Here is a 14,019-nt window from a genome sequence, read left to right on the forward strand (position 1 = left end):
AAATATTGAATAAGGAAATACAAATGCCAACGGCTCCTAAGAATAAATATCGCAGTGCTACCACCACTCACGGACGTAACATGGCTGGTGCTCGTGCCTTATGGCGCGCAACTGGTGTAAAAGAAGAAGATTTCGGTAAACCGATTATTGCCGTCGTCAACTCTTTCACTCAATTTGTACCTGGCCACGTTCATCTTAAAGACATGGGTCAACTGGTGGCGGGTGAAATAGAGAAAGCAGGCGGCATAGCCAAAGAGTTCAACACCATCGCGGTCGACGATGGCATCGCAATGGGTCATGGAGGTATGTTGTACTCACTACCATCACGTGAATTGATTGCTGATTCAGTCGAGTACATGGTCAACGCACACTGCGCCGATGCGATGGTTTGCATCTCTAACTGTGACAAAATCACTCCAGGGATGATGATGGCCGCCATGCGCCTTAATATACCAGTGATCTTTGTATCAGGCGGCCCGATGGAAGCGGGTAAAACCAAGCTTTCCGATCAGATCATCAAACTCGACCTTGTTGATGCCATGATCCAAGGTGCCGATCCAACGATTTCGGATGAACAGAGTGAGCAAGTAGAGCGCTCTGCGTGCCCAACTTGTGGCTCATGTTCAGGTATGTTTACCGCTAACTCAATGAACTGTTTAACCGAAGCGCTAGGATTATCTCAACCGGGTAATGGTTCAATGCTCGCCACTCATGCAGACCGTGAGCAGTTGTTTATCAATGCGGGTAAACGTGTGGTTGAATTAACTAAGCGCTATTACGAACAAGGTGATGACTCCGCCCTGCCACGCAACATTGCCAATAAAGCTGCGTTTGAAAATGCCATGGCGCTTGATATTGCGATGGGCGGATCGAGTAATACTGTGCTTCACCTAATCGCCTCAGCTCAAGAGGGTGATATTGACTTTGATATGGAAGATATCGACGCAATGTCTCGCCGTGTTCCACATTTATGTAAAGTTGCCCCTTCTACACCGAAGTACCACATGGAAGATGTACACCGTGCTGGTGGCGTAATGGCGATTCTGGGTGAGCTAGATCGTGCAGGTCTATTAAATGGTGAAACCAATACCGTATTGGGTTTAACCATGAAAGAGCAATTAGCTCAATACGATATCATGCAGACTGAAGATGAAGCGGTACTTAAGTTTTTCCGCGCGGGCCCAGCAGGCATTCGCACCACGAAAGCTTTCTCACAAGATTGCCGCTGGGATCGATTAGACGATGATCGTGAGAATGGCTGTATTCGCACCAAAGAGAACGCTTTTAGCCAAGAAGGTGGGCTTGCGGTACTATCTGGCAACATCGCGGTTGATGGCTGTATTGTCAAAACCGCAGGCGTTGATGAAGAAAACCTTAAATTCCAAGGCCCAGCGGTCGTATTTGAGAGCCAAGATACTGCGGTTGACGGTATTTTAGGTGGCCAAGTTAAAGCTGGTGATGTTGTGGTGATCCGCTACGAAGGACCAAAAGGTGGCCCAGGAATGCAAGAAATGCTCTACCCAACCACCTATCTAAAATCGATGGGGCTAGGTAAAGCGTGTGCATTATTAACCGACGGTCGATTCTCAGGCGGAACATCCGGCCTCTCAATTGGCCACGTATCCCCTGAAGCGGCAAGTGGCGGAACCATTGGTTTGGTTCAACAGGGCGATATCATCACCATTGATATCCCAAGCCGCTCGATAACATTAGACGTTGCTGAAACTGAATTGGCCGCTCGTCGCAGCGCTCAAGATCAACAAGGCTGGAAACCAGTTAACCGCCAACGTGAAGTTTCGTTTGCTTTGAAAGCGTATGCCAGCATGGCAACCAGTGCCGATAAAGGCGCGGTTCGTGATAAGTCGAAATTGGACGATTAGTTCGACAACAGAGAAAGGATTACTGTTCTTATGACGACAACTCAACAAACTGGCGCAGACTATCTGCGTCAGATCTTACGTGCTCCCGTCTATGAAGTAGCAACGGTCACCCCATTGCAAGCGATGCCACGCTTATCTGAACGCATGGGGAACCACATTCAGCTCAAACGTGAAGATCGCCAACCGGTGCACTCCTTCAAACTTCGTGGTGCCTATAACATGGTTTCCAGTTTGTCTGAAGAGCAAAAACAGGCGGGAGTCATTGCAGCATCAGCAGGCAACCACGCACAAGGCATGGCGCTATCAGGAACTAAATTGGGTATCCAAACCACCATTGTGATGCCCAAAACAACGCCCGATATCAAGGTAGAAGCGGTACGTGGATTTGGTGGTAAGGTCATTTTACACGGCAGCAATTTTGATGAAGCCAAAGCAGAAGCAGAACGTTTATCCGCTGAGTATGGCTATACGTTTGTTCCTCCGTTTGATCACCCATTAGTGATCGCAGGGCAAGGCACGATTGGCATGGAAATGCTGCAGCAAAATGGTCATTTAGATTATATTTTTGTTCCTGTTGGCGGCGGTGGTTTAGCAGCAGGTGTTGCGGTATTAATCAAACAGTTGATGCCGGAAATCAAGATCATTGCAGTTGAACCTGAAGATTCAGCCTGCCTAAAAGCCGCCTTAGATGCCGGAGAACCTGTCGTTCTTGATCAGGTCAGCATGTTTGCCGATGGTGTTGCGGTAAAACGCATTGGTGAAGAGACTTTCCGACTTTGCCAGCAATATATCGATGGCCATATTACGGTTTCCAGCGATGAAATCTGTGCTGCCGTTAAAGATATTTTTGAAGATACTCGCGCCATTGCGGAACCTTCCGGAGCGCTGGCACTGGCTGGATTAAAAAAATACGCAGAAGCCAATCAACTCAAAGATAAACAACTTGGCACGGTTTTATCGGGTGCTAACACCAACTTCCACGGTTTGCGCTATGTTTCCGAACGTTGTGAACTCGGTGAAAAACGCGAAGGGTTACTCGCGGTGACTATCCCTGAACGCCAAGGTGCATTCTTAGAGTTCTGCAATATTATTGGTGGTCGTGCGGTTACTGAGTTTAACTATCGTTATAACGATGATCGCTTAGCGAATATCTTTGTTGGTGTCCGTTTGCAAGGCGGTCAAGATGAGCTTCTCAGCATTATTGATGATTTGCGTGAAGGTGGCTATCCCGTCGCCGATCTTTCTGATGATGAGATGGCAAAACTCCATGTTCGCTACATGATAGGCGGAAAACCCTCAAAGCAACTCAAAGAGCGATTATACAGCTTCGAATTTCCGGAATATCCGGGGGCGCTACTTAAGTTCCTCAGCACTCTAGGAACGCATTGGAATATAAGCCTGTTTAATTACCGAAATCACGGAGCTGATTATGGACGAGTTCTTTGTGGTTTTGAGCTTGATGAGCAAGATTTAGCTCAGTTTTCGACGCATTTACGCGAACTTGGCTACCAGTGCAAAGATGAAAGTGATAACCCATCGTATAAGTTTTTTCTTTCATAAAAGAGAGTGTTAAGAAGGTCATTTCTTCTTAAAAACGGTCGTTAGATAAACAAGCGAGATACTCATATCTCGCTTGTTTTATTTGTGTAGCTGATGCTCATTTTTATTACCCAATATCACCTAATCGACGCTCATCCAACCAATCATGATACAACTGTTCACTCGACCCTAAATAGTCCACCATCCATTTAATCAGCTTGTGGTTATCGTCTTTTCGCCAAACTAAACAACACTGACTCAATGGTTTATCATCAGGCATGACTTTTTCAACCAACTGACCATCGGCGATCAATGGTGCGGCGATATGGCGCGGCATATAACCCACACCAACCCCATTCTTCAAACACTCAATCGCACTATACCAATTAGGCAATAGCAGACGTCTTTGCTGCGGATAATGCCCAGTATGACGCTTGGGTAGCACACTGGATGTATCATCTAAACATATGGCAGGAAACTGGCTAACGAACGATTCTGTGAGGTTTTGTTCTTTCACACATGGATGACTTGGTGACATCACTAGAGCCCAATCCAAGAGACCCATCTCTTTTACCTCAAAATCGCCGCCTACTGGAATAGCAGAGGTCGCACCAATAACAATATCCGCCCTGCCTTGTGCGATCGCTTCCCAAGAGCCATTAAAAACCTCCATATTGATCTGCAGTTCAGCAAACTCAAATGTCTGGTAAAAATCTTCAATCATGGGTTTCATTTTATCGAGCTTAACCACGTTATCTAGGGTTAACTTTAGCGTTTTCTGCCAGCCATGAGCCGCTCGTTTGGTTTGCGCTTTTACTTCTGACATCTGCCTAAGTAGCACGCGAGCTTCTTCAATAAATAACTCACCAGCCGGTGTTAACTCGACCTTTCTTGGTAATCGCCGAAACAAGATGACATCCAAATCTTGCTCAACCTGTCTAACTCCATAACTGATCGCAGAAGGAACTTTATGTAACACCTCAGCGGCGGCGGTAAAGCTACCGAGTCGAGCCACCGTATCGAGCATTTCCAATGATGATTTAGAGAACATAAGCTTTCAAATTTTTTGATTGATAACCACTAATTTTAACGTTTTATTTTATAAAGGTCGAAGGAATACAATGAAAACGTAAATAAACAAGGGCTGGCGCCAACCTAAACAGTTCATCAACAAACAAATATTTTGAATGGAAATCGTATGAAAATCTCCAAGTTACAACTCATCTACTTAGCTGCGCTTTCGATGTTAGGTTTTATAGCCACAGATATGTATCTCCCTGCGTTTAAAATTATGGAGACAGACTTCGCCACAGGCCCAGAACAAATCGCTCTTTCTCTCACCGTATTTCTTGCGGGTATGGCGATAGGGCAACTGCTATGGGGCTTAGCTTCTGATAAATTTGGCCATAGAAACACCTTGGTTGTCGGCCTAGGCGTGTTCACTCTCGCTTCATTTGGTTTAGCCTTTAGCACTGAAGTTTGGCAACTATTAAGCTTGCGCTTCATTCAAGCGATCGGCGTATGTGCACCTGCGGTTATTTGGCAGGCGATGGTCATAAAACGTTATCCAGCAAGTGGTAGCCAACAAATTTTTGCGACAATTATGCCCTTAGTCGCGCTATCACCAGCCCTAGCACCTCAGTTAGGTGTGTTACTTGCGGACAATTTTGGCTGGCACAGTATTTTTATCACATTAACGTTAATGGGTGTCATGCTGGTATTAGCAACCATGAGCCAACCTCAAGAGAAGGTTGAAAGTAAGCAAAGCTCAATCAAAACAGATATCAAAGCGTTACTGCACTCTAAAACCTATGTGGGCAATGTCATGATGTTTGCAATGGCGTCCGCTGCATTCTTCGCTTACTTAACGGGGATGCCTGAAATCATGAGCCAACTAGGCTATGAACCAAAAGACATCGGTTTAAGCTTTATCCCGCAAACCATCGCTTTTATGGTCGGTGGTTACATGGGCAAAGTTGGTGTGAAAAAATTTGGTGATGAAAAGGTTCTGAAGCAATTAATTGGTCTTTTCAGTGTCGCGACTCTGCTTATTTTCATCGCATCTCAGTGGACGCTATCATCCATTTGGCCAATTTTAGCCCCCTTCTGCTTAATTGCGGTAGCAAATGGTGCGTTATACCCAATCGTCGTAAACCGCGCACTATCTAGCGCAAAAAACAGCCCAGCAACCGCTGCGGGCCTACAAAATAGTCTGCAAATCTGTGTCAGTGGTTTTGCAAGCGCACTTGTCGCGGTCTTCGCAAGCCAAGCTCAGATGGTGACTGGTATTGCGATAATCATTTGCCTAGGCGGTTTATGGGTAGGTTATATCGTATCAAACAGAGAGCTATCTAAACACTTCAGAGCACCAGACAACGCTCGAGTGGTCAGCGACGAATAATTAAAAATTGATTAATAAACAACTCGGTTAGCTAGAAAACGAAAAAGCCGCGAAATTCGCGGCTTTTTTATATGAGACATCTTTATAAACTTTTCAAGCCCCACTTTTCAGCGGTCGCTTTGAAAAAACCTTGCGTCTTTTTCAGCTCAACCCAGTGGTTCACATAATTGATCCACACTTGGTCATCTTGAGGAAGTAACATCGAAATGGGTGTTGGTCGACGCGGATCTTCGACAGGCACAATCGCTAACTGTTTAAACTTCTTCACCAGCGTCGCGGCTTCAACATTGGACGTCACTGATACATCAGCACGGCGAGCCAGTAATTCCTGAAAATCACGAGCAGGCGCTTCTATAACAATGTGTTTTGCTTCAGGGAAAAACTCTTTAACCATCTTCTCTTGCACAGTACCCAGTGTCGCCGCAACTTTGATGTTCGAATCATTAAAGTCCTCCCAACTGGAAAATTTAGTCAGGTCTTTTTTCTGTACAACTGGAACAAAAGCTAAATAAAAGTAAGGCTGACTATAACCCGCAACTTTGGCACGCGACATATTCAGCGACGCACTTCCGGTAATGTCATATTTATTCGCAGTAATGCCATTAACCAAGGTTTTCCAATCGGTTGCGATATATTCGACCTTGACTCCAAGATCTTTCGCTAATTCCGTCGTGACATCAATATCAAAACCGCGATAACTATTGGTTGCTGGATCTTTCATGGTCATCGGGTTCCAGTCTCCCGTGGTTCCCACTCGCATCACGCCAGTGTCTAAAATCTCTTTTAAACGGCTATCCGCCGAAACTTGTCCAACCGCGAGCAAACACATTCCTAGTGCTATAATGAATCTCTTCATTGTCTATTCCTTAATATTATTAACTTTTTTTCTCATAGTCTTGATAACATAGCAGTAACATCGAAATTTTATTAGTTAGGATAGTAACTTATTGTGAATTACCGACACTTTTTCTTCCTTTTTACTCCCTTACTTATCACTGGTTGCTCTAGTTATGAGTGGGGATGGTATGTGCTTGATCCTTCCACCGAGCAAGGTCGGACAAACATCGGTTTTCTCTTAGGTGGTTTTGAAGATACGATAGCAGTATCCCTCCTGAGTATGCTCTTTGCTATGTCGATTGGACTAATGATCGCACTACCCGCTCTTTCAGATAAGAAATGGCTCAATCTAATCAACCGTGTTTATGTAGAGACGATCCGCTCTATTCCGGTTCTGGTGCTTTTACTGTGGGTTTATTACGGTATGCCTACACTGATGGATATCTCACTCAACCACTTTTGGGCTGGGGTGATCGCATTAACCATCGCAGAAAGTGCCTTTATGGCCGAAGTATTTCGTGGTGGCATTCAAGCGATTCATAAAGGTCAGCACGAAGCCGCAGAATCACTTGGATTGAATTATTGGCAGAAGATGCGCTTTATTATTCTTCCTCAAGCATTAAGACAAATTCTGCCACCGCTAGGTAATCAATTTGTCTACATTCTCAAAATGTCTTCGCTGGTGAGTGTAATCGGCTTAAGTGATTTAACTCGACGAGCTAACGAGCTGGTGGTTAATGAGTACTTACCTCTAGAGATATACACATTCTTGGTACTTGAATATTTAGTGCTTATCCTAGTGGTTTCACAAGGAGTAAGAATGTTGGAAAAACGAATTGCGGTACCGAGCCACTAATCAGTCATAAGTGGGTAATTGATTCACACGATTTGAACATAAGACACAAAAAGTAAAAAAGCCGCAAACAGTGCGGCTTTTTCGTTTAACTCTTGAATTACTTCTTAATTTTCGCAGGTCTCTGCCAGTTTGCGATTTTACGCTCTTTCGCTCTGCTAATAACCAATTCGCTTTCCGCGACATCTCTGGTAACAGTCGAACCAGCACCAATCGTTGCACCGTCTGCAATAGTGACAGGAGCAATTAATTGGCTATCTGAACCAACAAAAACATCATCACCAATAATGGTTTTAAATTTATTAGCACCATCATAATTACAAGTGATTGCACCAGCACCAACATTCACACGTTGGCCAATTTCAGCATCACCCAAGTACGTTAGGTGATTGGCTTTAGAGCCTTCGCCTAAACACGTATTTTTCACTTCCACAAAGTTACCTACATGCGAGTTATTACGCATATCGGCACCAGGGCGTAAGCGAGTAAATGGACCCACCGTACAGTCTTCACCAACGGTTGCACCTTCAATGACACTGTATGGACGAACGATAGTGTTATCATCAATCTCACAGTCTTTTAGTACACAGCCAGCGCCAATTTTGACATTATCACCAAGGGTAACAGCACCTTCGATAATCACATTCACATCGATCTCGACATCCATACCATATTGAATTGAACCACGTAGGTCAAAACGAGCAGGATCGCGTAGCATAACGCCTTGCTCTAATAAGTACTGAGCTTGCATTTGCTGATAGGCACGCTCTAATCGAGCTAACTGAGCACGGTCATTAACCCCTTCCACTTCGATAGGGTTAGCAGGGTGAACCGCTTCAACCGCACGTCCTTCATTATGCGCAGCTGCGATGACATCAGTAAGGTAGTATTCACCTTGTGCGTTTTGGTTATTTAAGCCAGATAACCAACGCTTCAGATCACCACCGGTTGCCACCATGACGCCAGTGTTGATCTCTTTAATCAATTTTTGTTCGTCAGTCGCATCTTTCTGCTCAACAATCGCCACAACAGGGCCATTTTTACGCACAATACGGCCATAGCCCATTGGGTTATCAAGCACAACAGTAAGCAGTGCGATACCGCCAGTAGGTTGTGCTTCCAGTAAGTTTTCAATGGTCTCAGAAGAGATCAATGGAACATCCCCATAAAGCACTAAGATCTTTTCATCATCTTCAAACTTTGGCGAAGCTTGATCCACAGCGTGACCGGTACCTAACTGATCCGCTTGAAGGATCCAGTTAACTGGCTCTTCTGCTAATTCACTCTTCATTTGATCACCACCGTGACCATATACAAGGTGAATGTTATGCGCCCCAAGATCGCTGCAAGTATCGATCACATGCTTAACCATTGGTTTACCCGCTAACGTGTGAAGTACCTTTGGCATATTGGAGTACATACGGGTGCCTTTACCCGCAGCCAGGATAACTGAGCTAAATTTCATGTTCTAACCTATGACGTTTTTTTAATGCGGCTATTTTAGCCGGAATTCACTGAGCTGTTAAATCTGTATTACAAATTATTGATATCAAATAAGCAAAAAGGCGACCAATTGGCCGCCTTTGTCTCAACGTTGCTACTTAATTGCTTAATTAGCGACGTTTCTTCGTCAGTTCGATAACTCGTAACTGAGCAATGGCTTTAGCGAGTTCGCTTGCCGCTTGTGCGAAGTCCATGTCGCCATGCTGATTCTGGATATGTTCCTCAGCTTTGCGCTTGGCTTCTTCCGCCTTAGCTGCGTCTAGTTCTTCACCACGGATTGCCGTATCAGCCAGTACAGTCGCTGTACCCGGTTGAACTTCAATCATACCACCAGAAACATAAATAATTTCTTCGTGGCCGTGCTGTTTCACGATACGCACCATGCCAGGCTTAATAGCGGTCAGCAGCGGGGTGTGACCATGGAAAATACCAAGTTCACCTTCGCTTCCGGTCACCTGAAATGTTTCAACACGACCTGAGAAAAGTTTTTTCTCTGCGCTTACTACATCTAGATGAAAGGTTATTGCTGCCATATCGCCTCCTATTTAGCCTTATAGCTTCTTGGCATTCTCAATAGCTTCGTCAATAGTACCGCAGTACATGAACGCTTGCTCTGGAATGTCATCGTATTCACCAGCTAGTAGACCTTTAAAGCCACGTAGAGTCTCTTTAAGAGCTACGTAAACACCTGGGTCACCTGTAAATACTTCCGCTACGTGGTAAGGCTGAGTAAGGAACTTCTCAATCTTACGAGCACGAGATACAACTTGCTTATCTGTTTCAGATAGCTCGTCCATACCTAGGATAGCGATGATATCTTTCAGCTCTTTATAGCGCTGAAGTGTTGTTTGAACACCTTGAGCGATATCATAGTGCTCTTGACCAACCACTAGAGGATCAAGCATACGAGATGTTGAATCTAGCGGGTCAATCGCAGGGTATAAACCCATTGCTGCGATGTTACGGTTAAGTACAACCGTTGCATCCAAGTGAGCAAACGTTGTTGCTGGAGATGGATCCGTTAAGTCATCCGCAGGTACGTATACCGCCTGAACAGAAGTAATAGAACCCTGTCTAGTCGATGTAATACGTTCCTGAAGAACACCCATTTCTTCAGCTAGTGTTGGCTGGTAGCCTACCGCAGATGGCATACGACCTAGTAGAGCCGAAACCTCAGTACCTGCAAGTGTGTAACGGTAGATGTTATCAATGAACAGTAGTACGTCACGACCTTCGTCACGGAAACGCTCTGCCATTGTAAGACCAGTCAAGGCAACACGTAAACGGTTTCCTGGTGGCTCGTTCATCTGACCGTAAACCATTGCTACTTTTGATTCTTCAGGTTTTTCGATGTTAACAACACCAGCTTCCTGCATCTCAAAGTAGAAATCGTTACCTTCACGTGTACGCTCACCTACACCCGCAAATACGGATAGGCCTGAGTGTTGTAGTGCGATGTTGTTGATAAGTTCCATCATGTTAACGGTCTTACCTACACCAGCACCACCGAATAGACCGATTTTACCACCCTTAGCGAATGGGCAAATCAAGTCGATTACTTTAACACCAGTCTCTAGAAGCGCTGTCTCGTTAGACTGCTCTTCGTAGCTTGGAGCTTCACGGTGAATTGCATAATGCTCTTCAGCACCAATGTCGCCACACTCATCAATCGCATCACCAAGTACATTCATGATACGGCCAAGAGTTTTAGTGCCCACTGGAACTGTAATTGGAGCGCCAGTATTTACTACTGTCAAACCACGACGTAAACCATCAGAGCTACCCATTACGATTGCGCGAATTACGCCACCGCCAAGTTGTTGCTGAACTTCAAGAACTAGACGTTCTTTAGCATCAGTAACATTCAGAGCATCGTATACACGTGGTACTTCGCCCTGTGGGAACTCTACGTCGACTACCGCACCGATGATCTGTACGATCTTACCTGTAGCCATCGTTAATCCTCTAAACTAATTAGTTTTACCTAAGCTTTAAACCGAATAAGCGTTAAACCGCAGCGGCACCAGAAACAATTTCAGATAGTTCTTGTGTAATCGCCGATTGACGGGCTTTGTTATACACAAGTTCTAAATCATCAATAATGTCACCAGCGTTATCAGTTGCTGCTTTCATTGCAATCATTCGAGCCGCTTGCTCTGAAGCAAGGTTCTCTACCACACCTTGGTATACTTGAGATTCGACATAGCGAACCAACAATGTATCAAGTAATGGTTTTGGCTCGGGCTCATAAATATAATCCCAAGAATGATCGCGCTTAACTGCTTCGCTGTCTGATTTCGGCAAAGGTAGTAATTGATCGATCGTTGGTTCTTGAACCATAGTGTTTTCAAATTTGTTAAACACTAGGTATAGACGATCTAATTCGCCTTCATCATATTTCTTCAGCATTACGCCAACAGAACCGATTAGGTCTTCAAGGCTTGGGCTATCACCTAAACCTGAAACCTGCGCAGCTACTTTAGCGCCACTGTTATTGAAAAATGCTGTTGCTTTTGAACCAACAACGGCCAGTTCAATTTCAGCACCTTTCTCAGACCAAGCTTGCATGTCATTCATAGCTTTTTTGAACAAGTTAATGTTCAAGCCACCACACAAACCACGGTCAGTAGAAATAATGATATAACCAACACGCTTGGCTTCACGCTCATCTAAGTACGGATGTCTGTACTCAAGACTTGCATTAGCCAAATGACCGATCACCTTACGCATTGTTTCAGCATACGGACGAGAAGCTTCCATCGCATCTTGCGAGCGACGCATTTTTGAAGCTGCTACCATTTCCATTGCTTTCGTGATCTTTTGAGTGCTTTTAACACTCCCGATCTTATTACGAATCTCTTTTGCGCCGGCCATCGTTACTCTCCGTTAGTGGGTGACCCGAAGGCCACCAACCAATTACCAGGTCTGGGTTGCTTTGAAATCATCAGCAAGCTTTTTCAGCTTAGCTTCGATGTCGCTATTATAAGCACCCGTAGCGTTGATCTCTGTTGCGAAATCAGCGTATTGACCATGAGCGTACGACAGTAGTGATGCTTCAAAATCTAGAACTTTATTCAGTTCTACATCGTTCAAGTAACCACGTTCCGCCGCGAAGATAACTAGGGCTTGATCAAATACAGACATTGGAGCGTACTGCTTCTGCTTCATTAGTTCTGTAACTTTTTGACCATGGTCTAGCTGCTTCTTAGTCGCATCATCAAGATCAGACGAGAACTGTGCGAATGCCGCAAGTTCACGGTATTGAGCTAGTGCAGTACGGATACCGCCAGATAGCTTCTTGATGATTTTCGTTTGCGCTGAACCACCTACACGAGAAACTGAGATACCTGGGTCAACAGCAGGACGAACACCCGCGTTGAATAGCTCAGTTTGTAGGAAGATCTGACCATCAGTAATCGAGATTACGTTAGTCGGTACGAATGCAGATACGTCACCAGCTTGCGTTTCAATGATAGGAAGAGCAGTTAAAGAACCAGTCTTACCTTTCACTTCACCGTTAGTGAAATTTTCTACGTATACTTCGCTTACACGAGCTGCACGCTCTAGAAGACGAGAGTGAAGATAGAAAACATCACCAGGGAACGCTTCACGACCCGGTGGACGTTTTAGTAGTAGAGAGATCTGACGATACGCTACCGCTTGCTTAGATAGATCATCATAAATGATCAATGCATCTTCGCCACGGTCACGGAAGTATTCACCCATCGCACAACCAGAATACGGTGCAAGATATTGCAGCGCAGCAGATTCAGAAGCAGAAGCAACAACAACAACGGTATTCGCCAATGCGCCGTGCTCTTCTAATTTGCGAACTACGTTGGCAATAGTCGATGCTTTCTGACCGATTGCTACGTAGATTGAGAAAATACCAGAATCTTTCTGGTTAATGATTGCATCGATCGCCATCGCTGTTTTACCAGTTTGACGGTCACCGATGATTAGCTCACGCTGACCACGGCCGATTGGAATCATTGAGTCAACTGACTTGTAGCCAGTTTGTACTGGTTGATCTACCGATTTACGGTCGATTACACCAGGTGCGATTACTTCTACAGGCGAAGACAATTTTGCTTCGATTGGACCTTTACCATCAATTGGCTCACCCAGTGTGTTTACAACACGACCAAGCATTTCAGGACCAACTGGTACTTCAAGAATACGACCAGTACCTGTAACTTTCATGCCTTCTTGTAAGTCAGCATATGGACCCATAACAACCGCACCAACCGAGTCACGCTCAAGGTTAAGTGCGAGTGCATAGCGCCCACTTGGTAGTTCAATCATTTCACCTTGCATCACGTCCGCTAGGCCGTGAATACGGATGATACCGTCACTTACCGATATGATTGTACCTTCATTGCGAGCTTCACTAACAACGTTGAAAGATTCAATACGTTGTTTGATTAGATCGCTTATTTCAGTGGAATTAAGTTGCATGCTCCAATCCCCATTAAGACTGCAAGGCATCGCTCAGGCGGTTCAAACGACCACGCGCTGAGTTATCGATGACTAGGTCTCCGGCTCGAATAATAACCCCACCAAGTAGGGTCTCATCTACACTGCAATTCAGCTGAACTTTGCGTTCAAGACGCTGCTCAAGTTTGCTGCTGATATCTGTGCGTTGTTCTTCAGAAAGTTCTACGGCTGAAAGTACTTCAACGTCGATCTCCTTCTCATGCTCTTGTTTAAGCACGAGGAACTCTTCACAAACTTCAGGCATGGCCTTTAGTCGGCCATTTTCAGCCATTACCTTAATTAGGTTTTGACCAAATTCATCAAACTGTTCGCCGCAAATTGCGATAAATATTTCAGACAGTTGCTCAGCAGATACAGATCCACTTAGCAAATCAGCAATACTATCGTTTTTTGCTACTTCGGCAGCAAAGGCTAGCATTTGACCCCATTGGTCTAGCTCACCTTTCTCAACCGCAAAATCAAACGCTGCTTTAGCATAGGGGCGTGCGATTGTAGTCAAATCAGACATA

At 44.9% G+C, this 14,019-nt stretch carries 12 protein-coding genes; 4 read left to right on the forward strand and 8 right to left on the reverse strand.

Features of this window, described 5'->3' with window-relative positions; genetic code table 11:
- The first annotated feature begins 23 nt into the window (after positions 1–23).
- The gene (gene ilvD / locus L4C39_RS17305) at positions 24–1,880 is read left to right on the forward strand and encodes a dihydroxy-acid dehydratase (protein WP_261888671.1); all 1,857 of its coding nucleotides are present in this window, start codon (positions 24–26) and stop codon (positions 1,878–1,880) included.
- A gap of 30 nt (positions 1,881–1,910) precedes the next feature.
- Positions 1,911–3,440 carry a threonine ammonia-lyase, biosynthetic gene (gene ilvA / locus L4C39_RS17310; protein WP_429747143.1) on the forward strand — a complete coding sequence of 510 codons (1,530 nt, stop codon included), beginning with the start codon at positions 1,911–1,913 and terminating at the stop codon, positions 3,438–3,440.
- 106 nt (positions 3,441–3,546) lie between these two features.
- Here ilvA and punR read toward each other — a convergent pair whose 3' ends face one another.
- Positions 3,547–4,470 (reverse strand): DNA-binding transcriptional activator PunR, encoded by a 924-nt coding sequence (gene punR / locus L4C39_RS17315; RefSeq protein ID WP_017054334.1) that lies wholly within the window; start codon positions 4,468–4,470, stop codon positions 3,547–3,549.
- Between the two features lie 147 nt (positions 4,471–4,617).
- On the opposite strand from punR, the gene punC reads away from it, so the two are divergent.
- Positions 4,618–5,820: a purine nucleoside transporter PunC gene (gene punC / locus L4C39_RS17320; protein ID WP_017054333.1), complete on the forward strand. Its 1,203-nt coding sequence runs from the start codon at positions 4,618–4,620 to the stop codon at positions 5,818–5,820.
- Positions 5,821–5,902: 82 nt separating this feature from the next.
- Here the strand turns inward: punC and L4C39_RS17325 are convergent, their stop codons facing one another.
- Positions 5,903–6,676 (reverse strand): transporter substrate-binding domain-containing protein, encoded by a 774-nt coding sequence (locus tag L4C39_RS17325; protein WP_429747146.1) that lies wholly within the window; start codon positions 6,674–6,676, stop codon positions 5,903–5,905.
- A gap of 93 nt (positions 6,677–6,769) precedes the next feature.
- Here L4C39_RS17325 and L4C39_RS17330 point away from each other — a divergent pair, with 93 nt between their 5' ends.
- Positions 6,770–7,513, forward strand: coding sequence for an amino acid ABC transporter permease (locus tag L4C39_RS17330; RefSeq protein WP_029203545.1), 744 nt, complete (start codon positions 6,770–6,772; stop codon positions 7,511–7,513).
- 97 nt (positions 7,514–7,610) lie between these two features.
- On the opposite strand, the gene glmU is transcribed toward L4C39_RS17330, so the two are convergent.
- From glmU to atpH, 6 genes are all read right to left on the reverse strand, one after another.
- Positions 7,611–8,975 (reverse strand): bifunctional UDP-N-acetylglucosamine diphosphorylase/glucosamine-1-phosphate N-acetyltransferase GlmU, encoded by a 1,365-nt coding sequence (gene glmU / locus L4C39_RS17335; RefSeq protein ID WP_429747148.1) that lies wholly within the window; start codon positions 8,973–8,975, stop codon positions 7,611–7,613.
- Positions 8,976–9,123: 148 nt separating this feature from the next.
- Positions 9,124–9,546: a F0F1 ATP synthase subunit epsilon gene (locus tag L4C39_RS17340; protein ID WP_017054329.1), complete on the reverse strand. Its 423-nt coding sequence runs from the start codon at positions 9,544–9,546 to the stop codon at positions 9,124–9,126.
- Positions 9,547–9,564: 18 nt separating this feature from the next.
- Entirely contained in the window at positions 9,565–10,968 is a 1,404-nt protein-coding gene (gene atpD / locus L4C39_RS17345) for a F0F1 ATP synthase subunit beta (RefSeq protein WP_113798194.1), read from the reverse strand.
- Positions 10,969–11,020: 52 nt separating this feature from the next.
- Positions 11,021–11,887 carry a F0F1 ATP synthase subunit gamma gene (gene atpG / locus L4C39_RS17350; protein WP_113798196.1) on the reverse strand — a complete coding sequence of 289 codons (867 nt, stop codon included), beginning with the start codon at positions 11,885–11,887 and terminating at the stop codon, positions 11,021–11,023.
- A gap of 42 nt (positions 11,888–11,929) precedes the next feature.
- Entirely contained in the window at positions 11,930–13,471 is a 1,542-nt protein-coding gene (gene atpA / locus L4C39_RS17355) for a F0F1 ATP synthase subunit alpha (protein WP_113798198.1), read from the reverse strand.
- A 13-nt stretch (positions 13,472–13,484) separates the two neighbouring features.
- Positions 13,485–14,018: a F0F1 ATP synthase subunit delta gene (gene atpH / locus L4C39_RS17360; protein WP_113798200.1), complete on the reverse strand. Its 534-nt coding sequence runs from the start codon at positions 14,016–14,018 to the stop codon at positions 13,485–13,487.
- Position 14,019 lies beyond the last annotated feature (1 nt).

The organism is Vibrio clamense (genome assembly GCF_050337905.1).
In the GTDB taxonomy this organism is placed as follows: Bacteria; Pseudomonadota; Gammaproteobacteria; order Enterobacterales; family Vibrionaceae; genus Vibrio; species Vibrio cortegadensis.